This window comes from Frankia sp. R43, assembly GCF_001306465.1.
Taxonomy (GTDB): domain Bacteria; phylum Actinomycetota; class Actinomycetes; order Frankiales; family Frankiaceae; genus Parafrankia; species Parafrankia irregularis.
This window is the reverse complement of sequence record NZ_LFCW01000009.1, coordinates 333162-356194: the sequence shown is the minus strand read 5'-3', so window position 1 is coordinate 356194 and position 23033 is coordinate 333162. Positions and strand designations below refer to the sequence as shown.

The 23033-nt window shown below is 69.8% G+C and carries 17 protein-coding genes; 5 read left to right on the top strand and 12 right to left on the bottom strand.

Going from position 1 to position 23033, the window contains the following annotated elements; genetic code table 11:
* The first annotated feature begins 391 nt into the window (after positions 1 to 391).
* Positions 392 to 1777 carry a GGDEF domain-containing protein gene (locus tag ACG83_RS41725; RefSeq protein ID WP_161934825.1) on the top strand — a complete coding sequence of 462 codons (1386 nt, stop codon included), beginning with the start codon at positions 392 to 394 and terminating at the stop codon, positions 1775 to 1777.
* A 288-nt stretch (positions 1778 to 2065) separates the two neighbouring features.
* Here the strand turns inward: ACG83_RS41725 and ACG83_RS33495 are convergent, their stop codons facing one another.
* From ACG83_RS33495 to ACG83_RS33475, 5 genes are all read right to left on the bottom strand, one after another.
* Positions 2066 to 2623 (bottom strand): nuclear transport factor 2 family protein, encoded by a 558-nt coding sequence (locus ACG83_RS33495; protein WP_161934824.1) that lies wholly within the window; start codon positions 2621 to 2623, stop codon positions 2066 to 2068.
* 352 nt (positions 2624 to 2975) lie between these two features.
* A complete protein-coding gene (locus ACG83_RS33490) occupies positions 2976 to 4016 on the bottom strand; it encodes an alcohol dehydrogenase catalytic domain-containing protein (protein WP_054570247.1) in 1041 nt (346 codons plus the stop codon).
* Positions 4017 to 4055: 39 nt separating this feature from the next.
* Positions 4056 to 4598 carry a nuclear transport factor 2 family protein gene (locus ACG83_RS33485; protein ID WP_054570246.1) on the bottom strand — a complete coding sequence of 181 codons (543 nt, stop codon included), beginning with the start codon at positions 4596 to 4598 and terminating at the stop codon, positions 4056 to 4058.
* Positions 4599 to 4609: 11 nt separating this feature from the next.
* Positions 4610 to 5569 (bottom strand): SDR family NAD(P)-dependent oxidoreductase, encoded by a 960-nt coding sequence (locus ACG83_RS33480; protein WP_063793298.1) that lies wholly within the window; start codon positions 5567 to 5569, stop codon positions 4610 to 4612.
* Between the two features lie 278 nt (positions 5570 to 5847).
* The gene (locus ACG83_RS33475; protein ID WP_235498348.1) at positions 5848 to 7293 is read right to left on the bottom strand and encodes an ABC transporter substrate-binding protein; all 1446 of its coding nucleotides are present in this window, start codon (positions 7291 to 7293) and stop codon (positions 5848 to 5850) included.
* 420 nt (positions 7294 to 7713) lie between these two features.
* Between ACG83_RS33475 and ACG83_RS33470 the strand changes: the two genes are divergently transcribed.
* Both ACG83_RS33470 and ACG83_RS33465 read left to right on the top strand, forming a co-directional pair.
* Positions 7714 to 8520, top strand: a complete 807-nt coding sequence (locus ACG83_RS33470; protein ID WP_054570243.1) for a LuxR C-terminal-related transcriptional regulator — start codon at positions 7714 to 7716, stop codon at positions 8518 to 8520.
* Between the two features lie 110 nt (positions 8521 to 8630).
* Entirely contained in the window at positions 8631 to 10223 is a 1593-nt protein-coding gene (locus tag ACG83_RS33465) for a class I adenylate-forming enzyme family protein (RefSeq protein ID WP_083473798.1), read from the top strand.
* Between the two features lie 45 nt (positions 10224 to 10268).
* Here ACG83_RS33465 and ACG83_RS33460 read toward each other — a convergent pair whose 3' ends face one another.
* The 6 genes from ACG83_RS33460 to ACG83_RS45855 all read right to left on the bottom strand — a co-directional run bounded on the left by ACG83_RS33460 (position 10269) and on the right by ACG83_RS45855 (position 17167).
* Positions 10269 to 11432 carry a thiolase family protein gene (locus ACG83_RS33460; protein ID WP_054570242.1) on the bottom strand — a complete coding sequence of 388 codons (1164 nt, stop codon included), beginning with the start codon at positions 11430 to 11432 and terminating at the stop codon, positions 10269 to 10271.
* A 66-nt stretch (positions 11433 to 11498) separates the two neighbouring features.
* Entirely contained in the window at positions 11499 to 12197 is a 699-nt protein-coding gene (locus ACG83_RS33455; protein ID WP_054570241.1) for a PadR family transcriptional regulator, read from the bottom strand.
* Positions 12198 to 12380: 183 nt separating this feature from the next.
* A complete protein-coding gene (locus ACG83_RS33450) occupies positions 12381 to 14990 on the bottom strand; it encodes a CoA transferase (RefSeq protein WP_054570240.1) in 2610 nt (869 codons plus the stop codon).
* Positions 14991 to 15025: 35 nt separating this feature from the next.
* Positions 15026 to 16309, bottom strand: coding sequence for an amidohydrolase family protein (locus tag ACG83_RS33445; protein ID WP_054570239.1), 1284 nt, complete (start codon positions 16307 to 16309; stop codon positions 15026 to 15028).
* Positions 16291 to 16893 (bottom strand): Zn-ribbon domain-containing OB-fold protein, encoded by a 603-nt coding sequence (locus ACG83_RS33440; RefSeq protein WP_083473796.1) that lies wholly within the window; start codon positions 16891 to 16893, stop codon positions 16291 to 16293. The genes ACG83_RS33445 and ACG83_RS33440 overlap by 19 nt, the downstream gene beginning before the upstream one ends.
* A gap of 130 nt (positions 16894 to 17023) precedes the next feature.
* Positions 17024 to 17167 carry a hypothetical protein gene (locus ACG83_RS45855; RefSeq protein ID WP_158230781.1) on the bottom strand — a complete coding sequence of 48 codons (144 nt, stop codon included), beginning with the start codon at positions 17165 to 17167 and terminating at the stop codon, positions 17024 to 17026.
* Between the two features lie 103 nt (positions 17168 to 17270).
* On the opposite strand from ACG83_RS45855, the gene ACG83_RS33435 reads away from it, so the two are divergent.
* Positions 17271 to 18362: a PP2C family protein-serine/threonine phosphatase gene (locus ACG83_RS33435; RefSeq protein WP_054570238.1), complete on the top strand. Its 1092-nt coding sequence runs from the start codon at positions 17271 to 17273 to the stop codon at positions 18360 to 18362.
* 34 nt (positions 18363 to 18396) lie between these two features.
* Here ACG83_RS33435 and ACG83_RS33430 read toward each other — a convergent pair whose 3' ends face one another.
* On the bottom strand, positions 18397 to 19650 hold the full coding sequence (locus ACG83_RS33430; protein ID WP_054570365.1) for an EAL domain-containing protein: 1254 nt from the start codon (positions 19648 to 19650) through the stop codon (positions 18397 to 18399).
* A 386-nt stretch (positions 19651 to 20036) separates the two neighbouring features.
* On the opposite strand from ACG83_RS33430, the gene ACG83_RS33425 reads away from it, so the two are divergent.
* Positions 20037 to 23027: an EAL domain-containing protein gene (locus ACG83_RS33425; protein ID WP_054570364.1), complete on the top strand. Its 2991-nt coding sequence runs from the start codon at positions 20037 to 20039 to the stop codon at positions 23025 to 23027.
* Positions 23028 to 23033: the final 6 nt, after the last annotated feature.

Sequence of the window (23033 nt, the reverse complement as noted above, 5' to 3'; positions counted from 1 at the left end):
GTCGACGGCGATCTCCCCGATAGTGGTCGCGACGCGAGGCGCGCGGTTGCGCAAGCCAAGAGAGGGAAGGGGCCTGTGGGTGAGGGGCGGTTAACTATAGATCAATCGTAGTCGACGCGGCTTCCCGAGAAGAGTGAGGGCGGTGGAGTCTCAGAATAATCTCAGTGGGCCGTACGGGCAGCTTGGCCCGGTCGGCTGGGCCCTGTCCGGTGACCGAAACGGTTCGGCTGCCTCTTGTGGCGCGGACTTTTCCCGGATCGTAGCCTCTGCCGGTCGCATGGGGTCGCTAATTGCCGAGAAGGATTGGTCTACCACCTCCCTCGGCCCGATCACGGACTGGAGCCCCAGCCTTCGGACGGCTGTGGCGATCTGCCTGGAGTCCCGTTTCCCGATGGTCGTCCACTGGGGGCCGGACTACATCTACTTGTACAACGATGCCGTAATTCCACTGCTGGGGCAACGTCATCCGTACGTTCTTGGACTTCCCTATAGAGAGGCGTGGCCAGATATCTGGGAAACTATACACCCCATACTGGCCCGAGTGGTTTCCGGGGATAGCGCGACCTGGACGGAGAACTGGCAGTTAACCGTCGAGCGGTACGGGTATCCCGAAGTATGCTTTGCGACGATTTCCTTCAGCCCGATTCGCGATACCGCCGCCGGGGGTGCTGTTGCCGGAATCCTGGCGACATTCCTTGAGACGACTCCCGCGGTCCTGGCTGCAAGGCGTCTCGCGTGTCTGCGCGAGATCGGCGCAGCAATGTCGGGCAGGCGAGGTCGGCGGGCGGTCTGCCGGGCAGCCGCGACCGTACTCGATCACTTTCGCGACGACCTGCCCTTCGGAGCAATACTCATCCAGGAGCCTCAGCAGCGACGGCCACTTCGCGCCATGGCCACGTGGGGCCTGGAGGACGCACACGATGCCCTCGGTATACTGGGCGTGTTCGATCCCAGCCCGCCGCACGATCTCGCGTCGGCGCTGGCGTCTGGCCGGGTACGCGTCGTCGAACGGCTCCCTGAGCCGCTTCTTGGCGGGCTATGCGCGTCACCACCGCCGCGAGGGATTGTCATCTGGCCGTTCGTCAGTCATCGCTCGAAACCCCCGATCGGACTCCTCATCGCTGGGGTCGGTCGATGCCTCGGTACCGACCTCGAACGCAGCGACTTCGTTGAACTGGTGGCTAACCAGATTTCGACGGGGGTGGTCAGGGCGGGTCTGGATGATGCGCAATGGATCGCGACGGCAGAGGCCCGTCGAAGTGCCCGGCGCGACGGCCTCACTGGCTTGCCGAATCGGGAGGTACTGCTCGACAGGCTTCGCCGGGCCATATGCGGTATCGGCCAGGACCGGGATCGGGTCTGCCTCCTGTTCATTGATCTCGACGGCTTTAAGGCCGTCAACGACACACTGGGCCACCAGGCAGGCGACGACGTGCTCTGCGAAGTGGCATTGATACTCACCCAAACTGTCTCTCGCGGCGACACCGTGGCCCGCATAGCGGGCGACGAGTTCGCTATCCTCCGCCCGGTCGTCGCTGGAATGGCCCCGATCCGAGCTCTCGCCGACTCCTTGGTCCATGCCGTCAATCTCACCAAATCCAGATACGGGCAGGTCATATCCGTCACCGCCAGCGTCGGTGTGGCGCTGTCCGGCGAGGCGCTGAGTGACTCCGGGCGACTCATGATCGCCGCCGACACTGCGATGTACGAGGCTAAGCGCCACGGAGGCGGTCGTTACGCGATTTTCGATGAGCTGTCGCCAGAACTGCGCTCTTAATCTGTGTGTTCGGCGTTCGAGTCGCCGGGTAGCCCGGGGGAGTCTCACCCCCGGACAACCGTCGGCCGCGTCGCACAGCGACCGCACCAGCTCGGCGGCCGGAACCCGCAGAGACGTCATCGTTGACGATGACGTGCGCGCCGCGGGCGGCGAGGTAGGTCGCGTAGGCGGCGCCCAGGCCGCTTCCGGCACCGGTGATGGCCGCGGCTTGGCGGTCGAACCGCAGATCTGTGGTGGCGTCGACAGCGCCGGCCGCGTCGAGGGCGCCTTCCGTCTGGTCCCGCGCAGTCAATTCGTGGCCGTTCCCGGGGCGCTGGCGTTCGCCGGCGGCGCGAACTGCGCGGTCGCCTGGGCGACGTCGAGGTATTCCCAGACCTGCACGATCTTTCCGTCGCGCGCCTGGGCCCAGACCGAGTACTCGTTGGTGTAGGGGCGGCCTTCGGCGAACAGCGCGCTGGCGCGCAGCGTTATGCGGACGGCGGCGAGGTCGTCCTGTTCGATCAGGTGGTGGATGTCGACCTGGACGTCGCCGTACAGCGAGCCGAAGATGACCCGCAGGTCTGCGATGATCTTCTCTTTGCCGACGGCGGGAGTGCCGAGCACCCCGGTGGTCGGAGTGATCCACCAGGTGGCGTTCTCGGCGAGCAGTGTTGCGATCGCGTCGGGGTCGCCGAAGGCGGACACGAGAGCGGTGACGAGGCCTCCCGCGTTGGGTGTGTTGGCCGTCGCCGCAGCCCGCTCGTTTGCGTCCGTTCGACCGGCGTCGTCTGTTCGACCGGCGTCGTCTGTTCGACCGGCGTCGTCTGTTCTGCTGGCGGCTGGGTGCGCAGGCTCGCTGCGGGCCACGATGTGCCTCCCTCGGTCGTATTTGGTGTCAGCGGCGTCGCCTCGACCCGTCGCGTCGCGTGACGCCCGCATGTCGGGCGGTTCAGCGTCCGGACGGACCCTGGATCGGTGGTCAGAGTAGGACGGTCGTCTGGGATTTGTCTAGACAAACGCCGACCTCGACGGTCGAGGTGCTGCGGCGCGTCGTCCACTGGCAAATCCGCTTCCGGTAGCTACTGCCTCCACCCACACACGACGACGGTGACCGCGGTACCGGCGGCGAGAGGCTGCTCGGCACAGCCGAACCCGATGCCCGTTCCGCCGCCGGTGACAAGCGCCCGATGGCCCCGCAGGTGTCGTGTGGTCACAGCTCTCAGGACTGGGCGTCGAAGACGACCTTGAAGACGTCGTCGGCGCGGTTGGCGAAGATCTCGTAGCCGCGGGCGGCGTCGGTCAGCGGCAGGCGATGCGTGAACACGTCGGCGAGCCGCACCTGCCCCTGCTCGAGCAGAGGGAGGAGGCGCTTCCACATCAGCGGCACATCCGTCGTCCCCACCCGCAAGGTGATGTTGCGGGTGCCGAGTGTCAGAGGATGGACGGGAAATGCCTCGGTCAGCACGCCGATGACCGAGACGGTACCGCCGACCCGCGCGGCGGAGACCGCGGCGACGACCGTCTCGGGACGGCCTACCGCTTCGATGACGCTGTCCGCGCCGACGCCGGCGGTCAGCGAGAGCACCTGCTCGACGACGCCGGCCTCTCCCGGATCGAAGACCTCCGCACCCAGCACTGCCGCACGGCCGCGTCGGGACGCCAGCCCGTCGAACGCGATGACCCGAGCGGGCTGGTAGGCGAACGCGTTCGCGACGCTGCTGAGCCCGATGGGTCCGAGTCCGATGACGACAACCGTGGAGCCGGGCTCGATGCCCGCGTTGCGAGCCGCGAAGGCACCTGTGGGAAGGACATCCGTCATCAGTACCGCGTCGTCGTCGCTGATCCACGTCGGCAGCCTGCGCAGGACATGGTCGGCGTGGGGAGCCCGCACCAGCTGCGCCTGACCGCCCGGGACAGCCAGCGTGGTGCCGAAGTTCACCCAGCCGCGGGTGCACGCGGTCGGGCGGTCGTCCGCGCATCCGGAGCAATGACCGCACCCGTACAGGCCCATCGCCATGACCCTGTCCCCGACGCATAACGACTCGACCTCGGATCCAACCTCGGCCACCGTTCCGATGAACTCGTGGCCCGGCCTGACTCCCTGCGAGATGTTGAACTCGTCCCAGTAGAAGTGCAGGTCGGAGCCGCAGATCGAGGTCCGCTCCACCTCGACGATCGCCGAGGACGCGTCCTCGAGCCGAGGCTCGTCGACGTCCTCGACGGCGACCCGCTCCTTGCCGGTGAAGATCACGGCCTTCATCGCGCCTCCTTTTCACCGCGCCCCTGCATGTCGCTGAAGTCAGGGCCCGGCCGGGGCCTGCTGTGACGGGAAATCCGTCGGCAGGTCGGCCGGGTCGACTGCATCGAAGCTGAGTAGGCTGCTGTGGCTTTCTTCGCCGATGACCAGACCGTCGGGGTCGATCGGCCAGAAGATCGCCATCCGAACGACCAGCTTGTAAACGGTGTCGTCGTCGGGGATTCCGTACTGGAGCATTCCCCTGGCCGGCACCAGCGAGGTCATGACTCCGTCGGTGACGACGATGTCGTCGGTGACCACCAGGTGCTCGATGTCGTACTGGAAATACAGGTGGCCGGCCGCGGCCCGCTCCTCGTAGAACCGCCGAACCCGCTCGGTGCCCTGAGGGCTCAGCTCCGGTGCGGCGCCCCAGGTGTGGTAGACGGGATCGGGCGACAGCGTCCGCAGCAGGGCGTCGATGTCTTCGGCGATCTCCCCGACCATGTGCTCGCGCACGACGGCCAGGTTGGCCCGGTGCCGTTCATCGCCGGTGACCTCGATGCGCGCATCGAGGGATTCGACCATCGCGGAACGGTGCAGCTTCATGGGTACACTCCTCAGCTGAGAGCCAGGGTGAAAACGCGGTTCATGACGTCGTTTATGTCCGTGGGGACGGCAGGGTCTGACATTGATGTCAGCGAGTCGAGGTGGGTAAGCAGGTCGTCGGGCGTCGCTTTGGGGTCGACGTGGCCCGATCCGACAGCGATGGCCACTCGGGCAAACAGGCCGCCGCCGGCGTGAAACACCTGCCCGGAGTTGGGGAAACTCGGGTGACACAGCAGGACCACAAGCGGCGCGACCCGCTCCGTCGGGAAGTGGGTCCTGACAAGGTCGAGCAGGTCGGGATCAGGGATGTCCGCGGTCATCCGGGTGAAGGCCGCCGGCATCACGCAGTTGACCTTGATGCCCTGTTCGGCGCCCTCGGCAGCCAGCGCGGCCGTGAGGCCGAGATGAGCGGTGCGTGACACGATGTAAGGGCTCGCGGACACCGCGCCGAAAATCGAGTGAGAGGTCACGTTGACCACCCGGCCGGCACCCGACCGGCCGAGGTGAGGCCAGGCGGCCCGCGTCACGGCCAAGGCTCCGAACAGGTTGACGGACAGCACTGCGTCGAAGTCAGGGGCCGGGAGATCGCTGAAAGATCCACCTGACGCGACACCCGCGTTGTTGACGACGCCATCCAGTCGCCCCCAGGTGTCGAGGGCAGTCGCGACGATGTGCTCCCCCCCGTCGGGAGCGCGCAGATCCGTGTGATCCGCGACCGCTTCGCCCCCGGCCGCGGTGATCTCGGCGACGACGGCGGCCGCCGAGCTGGCGTGGCCGCCGTCATCGCCCGCGGGCAACCGGCCGATGTCGTTGACAACGACCCGCGCGCCGCGGGCGGCCAGCTGGTGGGCGTACTCCCTGCCCAGCCCGCCGCCAGCACCGGTGACGATGACAACGCCACCATCGAATGCCAGCTTTTCGACACTGCCAGAACTGCCAGAACTGCCAGAACTGCCAGAACTGTCAGACATCAGCACACCCTCACTTGCCATCGGGCCTTCAGGCCACCGTCGATGATCTATGTAGTGGCCCTCGTGCACGGTAGGGCCGCCACCCTCCGGAGCGCCTCCAGCGCGAAGGGTGTCCGCGGTCGGCGGTCCCGACGATCTTCGAGCAGCTCACCGTGGGCAGAGGGCTGGCCGTAGCCGGCCGGCCAGTCGTCGCGCTCGGCGGGGGCGACATGCGCCCGTCATCGGGCCGGGTGGGCGGCGGACGACCCGGCCGGTCGTCTTCCGCCCACCGCCCGCCACTACTCCTTCACGAGTGCTCCGCAGGCGACATCGCTCACGATGTCGTACGTGTCGCCGTTCATCTGCACGAGCGATCCACAAGGTGCCTGGATGTAGTGATTCGTCGGCCACCTCGTCTCAGGCAACGCTCCCTCGACGTAGTTCGAGTAGTCGTTGTTGAGCAGCTTGAGCAGCGAGTCGATGGTCAGGTCGCGACCCGCCTTGGTGACCGCGGTGACGAACATGTCCGCGGCCCAGTATCCGGCCATGGCGGGCAGGCTGATCGCCGTTCCCGGAGCGTATTTTCCGAAATCGTCCACCATCTGCCTGATGGCTGGAACGCTGGTGTCGACGCCTGGCTGCCACAACAGGACCGTGTAGGAGCTCTGCAGGCCCTCGAAGCCGGCGAGCCGCGGATCGTAGCCGACCGGGTTGAGGTTCTTGCCCTGGAAACCGGCGGCGGCCAGTGCCGCGGTCAGCTTGATGGTCGAGTTGAAGTCCGCGATGTAGTAGACGACATCCGGCGGCGCACCGTCGTTCGCACCCATGATCGCGTTGACGATCGCGGTCGTGTCCGTGGCACCGGAGGGTGGGATCGGGTTCTCTTCGTAGACAACGTCGAGCCCGACCGCGCTGATACTTCTTGAGACAGCCGCGAGCCCGTCCCTCGCGGAATCGTTGTCGATACCGATCAGGGCGATCGACCTGCCCTTGGCCTTACCGTCGAACATGGCCTGGAAAAGCGGGCCGTAGGTGGTGAGCGTATACCCGAGTTTTTCGTCCGGGAGCGAGCATCCGGTGATCCCGAACCCAATCGAGGTGCCACAGTACCCCTGGTTGGTTCCCCAGCCGAAGAATGGCACTGTCTCTTCGCAGAAAGTGTCGAGATAATTGGCGCTGGTGGTCATCACCGGCACTGCGGCGAAGATCTTCTCCCGCTCGACCAGCGCCTTGGCCTGAACGATGTTGCGTGCCGGGTCGTTACCATCGTCGAGCGTCCCGACATAGTGGATCTTCCGGCCGTTGATACCGCCGTCCGCGTTCGCCCGGTCGAACCGTGCCTGCGCACCCAGCTCGGATCCTGCCATCGAGCTACCGTTCGCGCTGGTCAGATACGCCAGACCACCGATGGTGATCTCCGTGTCGGTGATGCCCCGGGTGGGGTCGTCCGCGGTCTGGCCGCATCTCAATCCAGCACTGTCGGGAACGAAGCCGCCGCTGCTCCATCCTGTGGGCAGGCCGGCCTTCACCTGGTCGGCAGCGACGAGCGGGGCGGAGCCGGTGTCCGATGAGTCGCTCGAACAGGCGGCCAGGCCACTCATGAACGTACCGGCGGCCACGACCACCGCGGCCACGCGTAATGGTGCTCGCATCAGGTGAGAACTCCTCTTCTGGGCGCAGTCGCGCGTACTGGGCTGGGCCTCGCGGCGGCGGGGGCGGGTGCGGGTGGACGCAGACGGGCGCACCGGCGGGCACGCTGAGCGGCTTCGTGAGTGCAGATGGCGATCGATCCCACCTCGGCAGTCGGACGAATAGTCTCACTGGCTGCTCCGAAAAGGTTGCATCGAGGCGCTGAAGGTTACGTGACTCCTACGTAGCGCAAGCAGGATGGCTACGGATCCCGCGATGGACCGGGAGCGTCTGAGCGCAGACTGTACTCTCATCCACGCTCATGACAAGGAAAAACTCGACAGTGACGGGCCGTCTGGGTCGGCTTCGCCAGCGGTTGCGGCTCTGGCGAGCCCGGTCACCGTCACTGGCTCAATAGTCCGATGAACTCTGGCACACTGTCAGCCAGCATCGCCGCGCCGGCCGGCCCACGGTGCTCGCAGACGCGACCGTCACCGACGACGGGAGCGGGTTGGGTTCCGGACGATGGGGGGCCGATGGCAGACCATGCGCTCACTTTCTCGGCGGTCGGAGCGGACACAGCGCTCGATCCCCGACCGGCCCTCGACGCCCGATCCGTCTTCGACGCGGGTTCGCCGGCCCGGCAGACCCTCAACGGGCTGCTCAGCGGTGACGGCGACCGGGACGAGGTCGCCTGGGTCGCGCTCACGACCGAGTCCGGCGCGCTGACGATCGAGTATGTGCACGGCCAGACGACCCCCCTGCTCGATCGGTTGTCCATCCCCAGTGGCTGGGGCCTGACCGGCAAGGTCTTCCAGGAGCAGGCGCTGGCCTGGGTCGACGGCTATCTCGGCGCGCCCACGATCTCCCACGAGTTCGACGAGGTGATCACCGCCGAGAGGGTGGTACGGATGATCGCCGCGCCTGTGGTCGCCGGATCCCGCGTCCTCGGGGTGCTCACCCTGGCCAGCAGGGAGAACGGGGCCGTCGGAGGGGTCGTCAGCGAACGCATCCGCGTCCTGGCGCAGGGGATAGCGCTGTCGTTACAGGTCGCGCAGATCGCGCGACGTGAGGGGATGCTGGCCGAGCGGCGTCGGGTCACCGAGGAGCAGGCAGCCACGTGCGTCGGCCGGGCGGGTGCCGGGGTTCCAGCGCTGACTCCCCGTGAGCTCGATGTCCTGCGGCGGGTCGCGACCGGCAGCACCAACGCGGAGATCGCGTCCGACCTCGGGCTGATGGTCAGCACGGTGAAGTCCTACTGGCATTCGACCCTCGGCAAGCTCGGGGCGCGCAACCGCGTCGAGGCGATCACAGCAGCACGCGGTTTCGGCCTGCTGGCCTGAATCGGGCGGTACCTGAATCACGCGGTACAACCCTTCGGTGGTGCCGCAGGTGACTCCACCCCGCTTTCATGACACAGGATCACTGTGCTTCCTGAAGAAAGCGGGGGACGATGTCCATCGCGACGGTGCCGACGGCGACAGACGGCCTGGGACAGATGTCAACCCGGGTCGCGGCCACCTACCCGGACCGGGTCGCACTGGTCACCCCGACGCGGACCCTCACCTTCGCCGAGCTGGACCAGGACGCCGGACGCCTGGCGTCCTCGCTTGCGGACCTGGGCGTGGCGCCGGGCGACCGGATTGCGATCTTCGCCCAGAACAGGTGGGAATGGGTGGTCTCCTACCATGCGATCCTGCGGGCCGGTGCGGTGGTGATCCCGGCGAACGTCATGCTCACGGCCGACGAACTGACCTACATGCTCGCCGACGCCGGCGCGTCGGTCCTGCTCGCCTCCGCCGAACGCCTTGCCGGCGTCGCTGCCGCGCTTCGGGACGTCGCCTCGCTGCGGCACGTCATCAGTTTCGACGAGACCGAGCTCGACACCCTCTCCTTCACGGAGCTGGTCGCCGCCGGGTCGGTCGGCTTCGCCGCGCTGGACGTCGATCCGGGTTCCCTGGCCTGCCTGGCCTACACCTCCGGAACGACGGGGCGCCCGAAGGGCGCCATGCAGTCGCAGCGTTCGCTGGTGCTCAACTGCGCCCTCACCGCGGCGATGCACGGACGCACCGAGACCGATGTGGTGGTCAGTCCCCTGCCATGCTCACACGTGTACGGCAATATCGCGATCAACGGCACCTTGATGGTCGGCGGCACCGTGGTGTTGCTGGAACGGTTCGATCCCGCGACCGTCCTGGGACTCGTCGAGCGGCACCGGGCGACCCTCCTCGAGGGCGTCCCCGCGATGTACGCGATGCTGCTGGACCTTCCGGAGCTGGCGGCAGCCGACCTGACCTCACTTCGCCGCTGCACGGTGGGCGGTCAGACCATCGCGAAGAGTGTCATCGAGGCGTGGGAGGCCCGCTGCGGTGCGCCGCTGCTGGAGCTGTGGGGCATGACAGAACTGTCCGGGCTCGGCACCACCCATGCCCTGCACGCACCCAACGTGCACGGCTCGATCGGGGTCTCCCTTCCCGGGGTGGAGGTCCGCACCGTTTCGCTGGAGGACCCGACCCGCGAGGCGGGCCCGAACGAGAAGGGGGAGCTGCTGGTCCGCGGCCCGATCGTCATGCTGGGCTACCACAACAACCCCGAGGCAACCCGGCAGACCATCGACCCGGCCGGCTGGCTGCATACCGGTGACGTCGCCACCCACGACGGGCTGGGTCACTTCTTCGTGGTCGACCGACTCAAGGACATGATCGTGACCGGCGGCTACAACATCTACCCCGCTGAGATCGAACGCGTGCTGATCGGCCATCCGGCGGTTGCGCTGGTCGCCGTCGGCCGAGAGCCCGATCCGGTCAAGGGCGAGGTCGCACACGCGTACGTGGTGCCCGCCGCCCGTGCCAGAACGGACACCACGGCCGGCACGGGGGCCGAGGCCGACGCCGAGGAACTGCTGGCCTACTGCCGCACGCGGCTGGCGGCCTACAAGGTGCCACGAGCCGTCCACTTCGTCGATGCCCTTCCGACGACCTCCAGCGGCAAGCTGATGCGCCGCAAGCTCCGGCAGGGCCAGTCGAGCGGCATGCCGGACGTCTGAGAGCACACCGGAGCTCCGGCACACCGCCCGGCGGCGGCTGTGGTTCTAGGAGACGCCGCGGCCCAGGAGCGCGACGGCGGTGAACAGGGCGCCGGCGCCGCCGCCGGTGCACAGGGCCACCTGTGCGTCGGCCACCTGCAGCGGGCCGCAGGTGCCGCGCAGCTGCTCGACGCCGCGGACGACGCGCTGCAGCATCTGCGGAGCGGCTCCGGCGTGGCTGAACGACAGGGTGCCGCCGTCGGTGGTCACCGGGTGGCTGCCGTCGATCGCGATGTGGCCGTCCTCGACGAACGGGCCGCCCTCTCCCGGGCCACAGAAACCGAACGCCTCCAGCTGGCGGATGATCTCGAACGAGAAGGGGTCGTACAGCTCCAGGACGTCGATGTCGTCGCGGTGTAGTCCGCTGGTGCGCAGTGCCCGCTCGAAGGCTCGTCCGCCGACCTCGCCGTTGACCAGGGTGCCGGAACGGCCGCTGTGGTCCCAGGCGGGGGGAAAGCGGTAGCTGGGCCCGAAATGGTCCGCGGATCCGCCGAGAACCTGGATGGACGGCCGGGGCAGGTCGGCCGCGCGCTCGGCGGTGGTGAGCAGCAGGGCGCAGCCGCCCTCGGCGGTCATCGAGCAGTCGAGCAGGTGGAACGGGTCGGCGACCATGCGGGAGGCGAGCACGTCGGCGGCGGTGAACGGGCCGCGCCCGGCATACACGGCGGCCGGGTTCGCGTGCCCGTTGTTGCGGATCGTCGCCGCGACGCTGGCGAGCTGCTCGGACGTCGTCCCGTAGGTGATCATGTGTCGGCGGGCGACAAGTGCGAACTCGGCGGCGGTGAACAGACCCCAGGGGACCACGAACTCGTTCTCGGGGCGGGTCCACGGCGCGGTCGCGGCCCGGTCCGTGTAGGTGCCGGCGTCGGCAGCGGCTACCAGCACCGTGTCGACCTGCCCGGTTTCGATCGCGGCAGCCGCCTCGAGCACCATCGAGACCCCGAACTGACTGCCCTGCCAACAGGGACCGAGCCCGAGATCGTAGATCAGGCCGGCGCTGTCGCCACCGGCGGACAGGCCGTCCACCGCGGCGAGCGGCACGCCCGCGTCCGCCAGGACGCCCGCGACGGCGTCGAGCAGAAGGGTGCGGGACGTCTCGCCCGGCAGCCGGCGGGCCTGGACGGTGTTGTGGACACCGGCGATCACTGCCGGCTTCCGCTTGCGGGTCATGTCGCTCCCGTCATGGTGGACGTGGCCGGGCAGGCGCGACGGACCCGTCGCCAGCAGCGGGGCCGGTCAGCCCCTGGTGCCTGTGTGCTCGTCGGAGCGGCTGGTGCCGTCCCGGTCCCCGTCGTCGTCATCGTCGTCGTATTCGTGCAGCGGTGGTGGGCCGGCCGTCGGCGGGCGCGGTTCGGTCGGGCGGCAGGTGATCTCGTCCCGGAGCTGGGTGAGGTTCGCGAGCTCGGCGTACAGCCGGCGCAGGACGTAGTCGCCGACGGCGCGGGAGTGGCGCAGGCGCGGCACGTTGTCCAGGCCCATCTCGCGGGCCCGGCGCCGGCCCCACTGCAGGTCGTCGATCGCCGCGCGGGTCCGTTCCAGGTGCTGGTCGAGCAGGCGGACGATGCGGTCCGGGTCGCCCTGGGCGCCGAGCCACACGCGCAGCAGGACCGGGTCCTTGAGCACCACCGGTTCGTCGTCGGGCAGGTCGTCCAGCCAGTTTCGGAGCACCGTCCGGCCGGCGTCGGTGATCTCGTGCACCAACGTGCGCCGGACCCGCGGTGCCGGTACCTCCGTGGCGGTGACCAGGCCGAGTTCGGCGAGCCGGGTCAACTCCTTGCGGATGTGGCTGACGGCCGGCGCCCAGTAGAAGAAGCGCAGGCTGAACTCGGCTCTGGTCTTCAGCTCGACCGCGGACATCGGCAGGTCGGCGACGGCGAGCAGACCGAGCACGGCGTAGCTGGTGGGCGGCAGTCCGGCCGCGTCCCGTCGGACCACTGCCGCATCCCTCCTCGCCACGCGGCCCGTCCCCATCCGCAGGGCGCCGCGATCTTCCCCTGGCGCGTCTGGCATCTCCCCACGCGCCTCCGCCACCCTAAGGGAAGACCCCGCCCGCCGAGCCGGGCTCCCCGCCAGGCGAGCGAGGCGCCCCACCGGTCGACCAGGCTGAGACGGCCATGGTCAGACGCCCGCGGGGCGGTCGGCGACAAGGCCGCTTTCCCGCAGCACGTTGATCTCGGAGGCGGACAGGCCGAGCAGATCGCCGTAGACCTCGTCGTCGTGCTGCCCGAAGGCCGGCGCAGGACGGCGCAGCAGCGGCCCGGGATGGCTGGCGAGGCGGAAGGCGACGCCGGGCATGGGGTGCTCGCCGACGACCGGGTGACGCAGTGGTTCGAAGAAGCCGCGGTCCGCGTGCAGCGAGCTGTCGAGCAGGTCGGCCGGCGGGACGACAGGGGCGGCCGGCACGCCCGCCGCGACCAGTTCGGCTGCCGCCGTGTCGCGGTCGCGGGCAGCCGTCCAGGTCGTGATCGCCGCGTCGATCCGGTCGTGGGCGCTGGCCTGGCGACGTCCGTGGATGGTGACCAGTTCCGCATCCCGGGCCAGGTCGGGACGCCCGATCAGGGTGCAGAGGCCGATCCAGGCCGGGTCGTCGAGGACGGCGAGCGCGACCCAGCCGTCGGGGCCGGCGCACCGGTAGACGCCCTGGGGTGCGGCGAGCGGGCCGCGGTTGCCGGCGCGCATGAGTTCGGCGCCGTTCGCCGTGTACTCGATGGTGAGTTCCGCGGCGACGTTGAGGACCGCCTCGACCATGGTGGCCTCGACGAGCGTGCCTCCGGCACCACGGCCGGTGCCGGTGCCGGAGCCGGAGCCGGAGCCGGAGCCGGAGCCGGAGACGGTGCCGGAGACGGTGCCGGAGCCCGAGACGGTGCCGGAGCCGGTGCGGTGCCGCGCGGCGAGTGCGACCAGCGTCGCGAAGGCGGCGTGCAGGCCGGCGATCGGGTCGCAGGCGCCGCGTGGGATCAGCGGCGGGCCGTCGGCGGTGCCGGTCAGCCAGGCCATCCCGCTTGCCTGTTCCATCGTCTGCGCGAAGCCGGTGCGGTCGCGCCACGGTCCGTCCAGGCCGAACGCGGGCATCCGGGTCAGGATCGCGGCCGGGTTCGCGGCGTGCACCGAGTCCCAGTCCAGGCCCAGGTTCGACAGGACCCGCGGCGAGAAGTTCTCGATGACGATGTCGCTGGCCGCGATCAGCCGGCGGGCCAGGTCGATGCCCTCGGGCCGGGTGAGTTCCAGGCTGATGCCACGCTTGTTGGGGTTGGTGGCCAGGAACATCACGCCCCATTCCCACCACTGCGGCTCCGAGGGCGGTTTGCCGCCCGAGAAGCGCATCCCGTCCGGGCGGGACACCCCCTCGACCTTGATCACATCGGCGCCGAGCGAGCCCAGCAGCAACGTCGCGGACGGCCCCGCCCAGAAGGCGGTCAGGTCCAGCACCCGCAGCCCGGACAGCGGTAGCGGACGTCCACCGTCCGGCACCGCGGCAGGGGTGGTTGTCGGGGTGGCGGCGGCGGGCGGCCTGCGAGCCGGCCAGGCGACGGAGTCGGTGTGCTCGCCGAGGGTGGGAGCCGGCTCGGGCGGCCGGCCGCGGAAGTCGCCGATCCGGTAGGGCGTCCGCGGCTGCTGGAAGCCACCGCGCGGGTTCGGGCCGAACACGCCCCGCGCGGTGAACTGGTCGATCGTGGTGACCGTGCGCGGCGAGCCGATCGGGGCGACCGGGATGCGCAGCGCGGCGGCACGCTCGATGATCTCCTCGGAGGTGTGCGTGGACGTCCAGGCGTGCACGGCGGCGAGGAACTCCTCGCGGCGTGCGTAGCGGCTGCCGAGGTTCGCCAGGTCGTCGTCGGCGAGCAGGTCGGGCCGATCGATGAGCAGGAGGAAGTCCTGGAACTGCTGCGCGGTGATCGTGCAGAACCCGACGAGCCCGTCCTTCGTCGGCTCGATCGACGGCAGCTCCGGGATGCGGCTGGCCGCGGCGGCGGCTCCCGCGGCCGCGGGCGGCCGGCCCATGACGGTGGGGCCGACGACGCTGAGCCCGCCGAGGATGACCGTCATGCAGTCCAGCATCGAGACGTCGACGAGGTCGCCGACGCCGTCGCGGCGGGCGCCGTGCAGCGCGGCGAGCGCGACGACCGCGGCGTAGGTGCCGGACGCCCACTCGCCGATCCGCCCGCCGGCCTGCAGCGGCGGGCCTTGGGGGGAGCCGCGGCCGGCCGTCGACCCGCTCAGCGCCTGCAGCAGGAACTCGGTCATCGGACGAGTCGCGTCGGCGCTGCTCGCGGTCAGCCCGAACGGCGTGATCGCGACGACCACCGCCTGCGGGTACGTCACGTGCAGCCGCCGGGCCAGCTCCGGAACACCGGTGCCGGTGCCGGTGCCGATGTCGGAGCCGGAGCCGGAGCCAGGCCCGGTGCCAGCAGGTGGTACGCCGTGGTGGAGGCCGTCGCCGAGGACGATGAGGTCCGCCTGCGCCGCCAGTTCGGTGATCCGCGGGCTCTCGGCGTCGGTGACGACGACCGAACGCTTCGAGGTGTTCAGGAAGCGGAACAGCGCGCTGTCGCCGCCGTCGGCCTGCTGGGTGCCCGACGCGGACCAGACGCGCAGCGGGTCCCCGGCGGGGCTCTCGATCTTGACCACGTCGGCGCCCGCGTCCGCGAACATCTTGCCGAGGTAGGGGCCGGCGATTCCGGTGGCGAGTTCCAGCACCCGGACACCGTGGAGCGGATGGCCCGCCACAGGCGTTCCCTTCTGAGGGTGGGACACGCGCGCGGTCACGCCTTTGCCCGGGGGGCGGTCATCCGCGCCCACGCGTCGCGGTCGCGCTGGTCGGCGAGTCGCCCGACATGGGTGACGACGTCGACGTCGGCGGCCTCGGCGCGCAGGGCGCCGGCGGTGCACCGCTCCCGCGGCCGGTGCCGGAACGGGTCGAACTGGTAGTGCCGCATCGCGTTCTCATGCGTGATCTTGTCGATGGTGTCGTCGGGCAGTTCGCCGAGGTTCTCCAGGACGTCCTCGGGGCCGATCGGCCAGCTCGAGTCGGAGTGCGGGAAGTCGGACTCCCAGCACACGTTGTCGAGCGCGAACCAGTCGAGCAGCCGGGCGCCGACCCGGTCACTGATGAAGCAGGTCAGAATGTGGCGGCGGAAGACGTCCGACGGGCCGTCCATGCCCGCCGGGAAGGTCGGCCGGGCCCACCCGGAATGCCGGCGGCGGACGTGCTCGGACCGCCACAGGAAGTACGGAATCCAGCCGATGTCACCCTCGGTGAGGGAGAACCGCAGGTCGGGAAAGTCGGCCCAGAACTCCGCCCAGACCAGTTCCAGCAGGGAGTAGGCCGACATCATCGACGAGGCGGCGATGTTCACGCTCGGCGGGGCGTCGGTGGAGAACAGCGGCGCCCGGGACGACGAGCCCACATGCAGGCACAGCACGGTGCCGACATCGCTGGCCGCACGGAACAGCGGGTGCCAGTAGTCGGTGTGGATGCTCGGCATCGACAGCGCCTCGGGGTTCTCCGAGAAGGTGACCGCGTGGCACCCCTTGGCGGCGAGGCGGTGGATCTCCTTCGCCGCCTCCTCGACGTCGTACAGCGGCAGAATCCCGCAGGGAATGAAACGCTCCGGGTACGCACCGCACCATTCGTCGACGTGCCAGTCGTTGTAGGCCTTGATCATGACCAGGTTGACGTCCCGGTCCGGCCCCTGGTTGAGCACCTGGCCGGAGAAGCCCGTCCAGTTCGGGAAGTTGAGCCCGGCGAGCTGCCCGCCGGCGCTCATGTCACGGACCCGTTCGTGCACGTCGTAGCAGCCGGGGCGCATCTCGTCGTACCGGCTCGCGTCGATGTTGAACATCTCCGGCGGCTTGCCGGCCACCGCGTTCAGCCCGAGGTTCCGGCCGCGGAGGCCGCCGTAGTACCACTGCTGCGCACCGCTTTCCTCCTCGACGACGCGCGGCGTGAACTCCCGGTACTTCGCCGGGACGTGTGCGTCGAACATGGAGGCGGGCTCTGCGATGTGGTCGTCCACACTGATGAGAATCAGATCGTCGGCACGCATGGCGGCTCCTGTTCCGATGGTGGTGACGGTGCGGTGGAGGGGCTGAAATACGGCAGGCTCGTGCCCGGCTCGATCTCGTGGAAGACGGCCCGCAGCCGCATCCCGGCCTGGATCGCCGCGACGCCCAGGCCGACCAGGCAGGTCATCATCTGGTAGCCCTCGTCCACGGTGACGATCGCCGGGGCGTAGGGAGTGCGAAACGCCCGGCTCACCGGTCGGTGCACGACCGTCCAGCTGTAGAGGGTGGCGCCACCGGCCGAACGCTCCCAGCGCAGCGCCCGGGACAGGCAGGCCCGACAGGCCACCGCCGGCGGGAAGCCGGCGTACCCGCAGTCGGCGCACCGCTGGAACAGCAGCTCGCCGCGGGCGCAGCCGGCCCAGAACGGCTCGGTCAGCGGCGTACGCGGGGCGAACGGGATGCCCGCCTTGGCGGGAAGCAGCTCGAAATCCCGATCACCAATGGGACTAATAGTCCCGGTCTGAGCCCGGTGTGTTGCGGATACGCGCTCTGCATCGAGGGTCTGCCCATCCCGCGACGACGGGTCGGAACCCGGCTCCGCAGCGCCCGCCGATGACCCCTTCATCTGCTGTCAGCTCCCGTCCTGGCTGGCCCGGGCTGGGGAATCCACCGGGATGGCGACGCGGGGCGCGTCGACGGGGCTGGCTCGCCCGGCACGCCCTGCCTCGCCAGTAGACGATAAACTAATAGTCTCGTCAACCAGTGAGGATGGCGCCGCAGTCAGCGGCGGGCGTTGCCTCCGCGCACGCGGGGCCCTCCCGGCACCGTCCGATGCCGAGCGCGGCGACGTTGCCGAGGCCGAGGGGGAAGGTGAATCCCGCGACGGTTCCTACGATCATGGTCACCACGTGGGCGGTGCCGTTCGGACCCGCCGGGTCTACGGAACGTGCGTTCTCGGCGGGGGGGCGCTCGCGTCCTTCCGACCGGGGTACCAGGTCTGGTGTGACCTTCGGGCGAATCCGTTCACGGGCAGCGGCGCTGCTCCCGCTCGTCATCGTCGTGGCGGTCTGTGTGATCGACGTGGCTGGCGGTCCCGGTTTCGTCGTCATCGCGCTCGTCGTCATAGCTCCCCTGCTGGCGGCGAGCATCGTCGGTCCGCGGTTGACCGGTATCTACGCCATGGCGGCGTTTGCCGGGGCGGGTGCGGTATCGATCTGGGATCAGATCGTGGGAACGCCATCGGAAGAGAACCGGACCGCGATGGTGGTCCGGCTTGTCGGTATCGCCCTCGGTGGCGGGATCGCCGTGGCCGCGAGTGTGGTCCGCCAGGCTCGGGAGCGCCGGATGACCGCGCTCGTCCAGGTGGCCGAGGCCGCGCGGCGTGCCATCCTGAACCCGGTTCCGGCGGTTATCGACGGTCTGCGGTTCACCGCGATGTATCGCAGCGCGGCGGTGGAAGCCGCTGTCGGCGGAGACCTCTATGAGGTGCTGGACACCTGGTGGGGGGTGCGGCTGCTGGTCGGGGACGTGCGGGGCAAAGGCCTTGACGCGGTCCGGCTCGCCAACCGGGTCCTGGGCTGTTTCCGGGCTCTGGCCGGGCGGCTTGAGGACCCCGCGGAGCTGGTCGCGGCACTCGACAGCGAGGTCGCCAAGCTTGGCCGCGGGAACGGCGAGGACTTCGTCACCGCGGTCGTCGCCCAGGTCGACCATGCCGGGCGGATGCTCCTGCTCAACGCCGGCCATCCCGACCCACTGCTGGTCCGGGCGGGGAGGGTGACGGCGCTCGGCGTCCCGGACCGGCAGCCGCCGCTCGGGCTCGGTGTCGCACCCAGGGCGGCCCCTGTCCTCCTCGTCCAGTCCGACCAGGTGCTCTTCTACACCGATGGCCTGGTTGAGGCCCGCAACCCGCGCACACGGGAGTTCTTCCCGGTCATCCCAGCCGTGCGGGACGCCTTCACCGACGCGCGGCTGCCCGACGGGACCGCCCGCCTGGTCGACGCACTCATCGAGTGGACCGGCGGTTCCCTCAGTGACGACATCGCACTCGTCGCCATGGAACGCCTGGTCGCGAGGGTGGGAGCGAGCACCAGCTGACGGCCGCCTGCGGCACCACACTCCAGTCGAGGCGTCAGTCAGGTGGTGGCCGGTGCGTGGCGGTGCTGGGGCGCGGGGCGATCGGGGCGCAGGCGGTGCGTAGGTTCGGGGTGGGGGTTGCGAGGAGGAATCCCTGCCCGTAGTCGAGGGCGGCGTCGCGGGCCGCGGTGAGTTCGGCTGTGGTCTCGATGCCTTCTGCGACGACGCGGGATCCGATTGCCTGCGCAATGGTGGTGACGCCCGCGGCGACGGCCTGGTGGGCGGGATCCGTGGGCATCCCCTGGATGATGAAGCGGTCGATTTTGATCACGTCGGGGCGTAGGCGCAGCACGAGTTGAAGCCCGGCGAAGCAGGTTCCCATGTCGTCGACGACGATCCGGATGTCGTGGTCGCGCAGGGTCCTGATCGAGGCGATCAGATCATGGTCGTCGTCGAGGTACTCGTTCTCGGTGATCTCGACGGCGAGTCGTTCGGGTGCCCCGGACTCGAGCAGGACGCCGACCAGTCCGTTGAGAAGGGTCGAGGGGGAGGCGTTCACCGCGAGGCGGACACCGCCCGGCAGCTCCGGTAGGGCGGTCAGTGCCCTGCGGATCGCGGCGAGTTCCAGTTCCGGGCCGAGGCCGACGTCCGCGGCGTCGGTGAACAGGGATCCGGGGCCGTGGGGGAAGTTCTCGAGCCGGGTCAGCGCTTCGAGCGCGACGGGCTGCCCGGTTCTCAGGTCCACGATGGGCTGGTAGGCGATGGTGAAATGACCTTCGTCGATCATGTTCTGGATTCGGCTCCAGGTACGGCTGCGGGCCTCCCACATCTCGCGCAGGTCGCTGACGTATCCCGTCAGGAACTCCGCCAGCAGCCACAGCAGGCGGCCGTCCCGCTCGCCGAGTGACGGCCGGGGGTGTCGGTTGAGGCAGCCGAGCAGGCCGTAGAGCCGGCCGGATGCGTCGAGGACCGGCATCGCTGCGTAGGCACCGACACCCAGTTCGCGGACCGAGGCCGACGACTCGGTGCGGGGGTCGCGGCGGGTGTCCGGGATCAGCGGAGGAAGCGACGCGTTCCGGACCTGCCCGAACAGCACATCCTCGTACCGCACACTGCAGCCGGGTGACAGGCCGAAGGGGCGCGGGTTCCCGCTCATCGCCTGCAGGACCAGCAGCTGCCCGTCGAACCGGCCGAGCCAGGCCAGGTCCATGCCGGTTCGTCGCTGCAGCAGGCCGAGTAGATCGACGACGGCCGCGCTCGGCTCGGGGACCTCGTTCTGCGGCCCCAGACAGACATGCCGACGTGACACCAACTCCCCTCCCGGCAAGGTAACTACCCGTCCTCATGTGTCCACACGCGGCAACCCCGGGAACGGCGAGTGTCGTCAGCGGTGCGGGAGCCACCGGGCGCCGGGCGGACTCGGGGGCGCCAGCCCACCCGCCCGCACTGGGGCATCAGCGCAGATCACGGGCTCGGGCCCGGCTTCTGGCACCTCACACGCTCCAACGGCTTGTCGGCGGGTACCGCAGAGGCATGGCCTGGCTGTGGACAAGCGTGTGCCTGGGCGCGGGGGGCCGCCTCCGTGCCCGTATCCATGGCGATCTGCCACCGGAGGTCCGGCGGCCTGGTCAGGGCGTCCCGACGGGCGGGGGTGGGCAGCGTCGCTCCGGGGCCGCCGGCGACCGCGGGTTCTTCATGGCGCCGCCCCTCCTTGGCTCCGTCTTTCTCCTGCTTCTGGTGTTTGTTCCCGGCTCGCCGGGCCACCTGGACCTGTCTGTCGCGGTGGGGGCCGGGCTCGGGGTGGCGACCGTCGCGGCGATGTCCGTCGTCGCGGCGGCGCACCTGCGTCCGCTGGCCCTGGTCGCCTCCTCGGTGACCGTAGCGGCGGTGACGGCCGCGCTGGCCGCGGCCGAGTCCGCCGAGCTTGCGCTGACGCTGCTGTTCTGGTTCCCGTGGGTCGGCAGCCAGGTGGGTCTCGTGTGGTCCCGGATCGCTGCCGTCGGGGTGCACGCGGCCGTCGTGGTGGCTGTCGCGCTCGGCGCGTTCAGCCTGCACGGGTGGTTCACGGAGTTCCCCCTCGCGGCTGCGGGCTGTGGCATGGGCGTTGTGGCGGCCGCGTTCCTGACCCACATGTCCCTCTACTGGGCGGGGGACCGTTCTCTCGTTGATCGCCTGACAGCTTTGGCGAGCCGCGCGGGACTGATGCGGACTGGTGATCCGCTTGTTGCCGGCATCGTCGCGACCGGGCGTCAGGCCGTGCTGATGGTCGTTGACGTCGACCACTTCAAGGAGATCAACACCGCTTTGGGCTACGAGGCGGGCGACGAGGTGCTGAGGAGGTTCGCCGACTGCCTCTGCCCGGTGAGGCCAGCCCCGACGCTCGTCGCCCGCCTCGGCGGCGACACGTTCGCCCTGCTGATACCTGGAGCGGCCGTGGCGGGCGACGGGGAAAGCCCGCCGAAGACGGCGGATCTCGCGCTCGCCGACTTCGGTCGCGCAATCCTGCGGCAGGTCGACGGACGCCTGCGGATCAACGGGGTGGATGTTGAGGTGGAGGCTACGGCGGGTCTCGCCGGGGCGCCGTCCTGCGGGAACCGGATCATCGATCTGCTCCGGTGCGCCGATGCGGCACTCGCCGATGCCAGGCGCTGCGGCGAGCGGGTCGGGGTGTGGACGACCGGGATGGCCGCGGTGAAGCCGTGGGAACTCGAACTGCACGCGCAGCTACGGTCCGCGATCGAACGGGACGAGTTGGAGCTGCACTACCAGCCGATGCGGGAAGCGACGACCGGACGGACCGTCGGCGTCGAGGCGCTGATGCGGTGGCGGCATCCCACCCGTGGGCTGCTGCCACCCGGGTCGTTCCTGCCGATGGCCGAACGTTCCTCCCTGATTGTCGAGCTGACCTGGTGGGAGCTGGATGAGGCGCTGCGCCAGTGCGCCCGCTGGCGGGCGGAGGGGATACCGGTGGCCGTCTCGGCGAACCTTTCGCCCCGGTTGCTGGTGGTTGACGAGCTCCCGCAGGTCGTCGCCGAGCGGCTGGCAGCCTACGCCCTTCCCCCCGATATCCTCACCCTCGAGATCACCGAGAACGCGCTCGTCTCCCAGCCGGCCCGGGCCGCCGCGATGCTCAGCGAACTGCGGGTCTCCGGCGTGAAGCTGTCGATGGACGACTTCGGGACCGGCTACAACTCGATGGAGATCCTCAAGGCCCTGACCTTCGACGAGATCAAGATCGACAGGTCTTTCGTCGCAGACGCCCAAGGCAGCCTGCCGGACGTCGCGATCGTGCGGTCCGTCGTCGACCTGGGCCACCGGCTCGGGGTGCGCGTCGTCGGTGAGGGCATCGAGGACGAGCCCAGCGAACGGATCCTGACCGAGCTTGGGTGCGACCTCCTCCAGGGATTTGCGTTCTCGCCCCCGCTGCCGGCGCAGGACCTCACACCGCTGCTCACCGATACGACGCGGCGCGACACCGACCACCGCGCCGTGTCCGCCGCCGCGGTGGCGGCGCCACCCGCGCCGCCGGGCCATCGGATCACCGGGCAGCCGGCGGGGAAGGACACGGAGCACGCCGGGCAGGCCGTGGCGGCGAAGGACGACAACGGGCGGCCGGCGGACGCTGTGGTCACCCAGCAGGGCAAGGACCGCTGGACCCAAGGTGGGCTCATCGCGCCCGCGCCCGCCGACGAGAACGACCGCCTGGCCGCGCTGCGCAGCCACCGACTCCTGGACACCCCCGCGGAGCCCGAGTTCGACCAGGTCGCCGCCCTGGCCGCCGAGCTGGCCGACTGCTCCTACGCCCATATCGCGTTCGTGGACGCCGAGCGGGAGTGGTTCAAATCCTGGCACGGCCTGAAGATCACCGGATTCACCGGCCGGGTGGGCGTCGCATCCCACGCGGTCTGGTCCGGCGAGTACCTGGAGGTCGTCGACGCGACGCGGGACATGCGCTTCGCGCACGCGGTCCGCGCTGATCCGAACCTCCCACTGCGCTTCTTCGCCGGGATGCCGCTGCGAACACCCGAAGGACACGCCCTCGGTGCCCTGTGTGTCTCCGACCGGATGCCCCGCCAGCTCGCACCCGGGCAGCGCCGCTCCCTGCACCACCTCGCGGCCCAGACGATGCTCCTGTGCGACGCCCGCAGGGAACGGCTGATGAACACCGATGTCGCCGACGCGCTCGAGCGACTCGACCAGCTCTGGCACCCCGACGACCTTCCGGCCGCGGCACATCTGACCGCCGATGTCGTCCGCTCCCTCGCCGGCGCGGACGCCGTCGCGGTGATGCTGGCGAAAATGCCGTACGCAACGGTGTTCGATGCGGCCGGCACGTCGGTGTCCCCGGGCACCGAGCCGCTGACCCGGGTGGGAGCCCGGGCCGGTCCCGACGACGAGGCCGCGCTGAGCGCGTTGTCCCAGTTGCGGGCCCCGATCTTCATCGCCGACCCCTCCGACACACCGCTCATCCCGTCCGAGCGGGCACGCCAACTGGAAATCGGCTCCGCGCTGGTCGTGCCCATGCCGGACGAAGGCGGTCTGCTCGGCTTCGTCGCCGTGCGGTGGACCCGCCCGCTGACACGCGTGGACCCGATCGTCCTCCGCGCGGTGACTCTGTTCACGGCGTCGGCCCGTTTCACCCTCCACCGCCTACGGTCGACCGCCCGACGCACGACCCACCGGTAGCCAGGC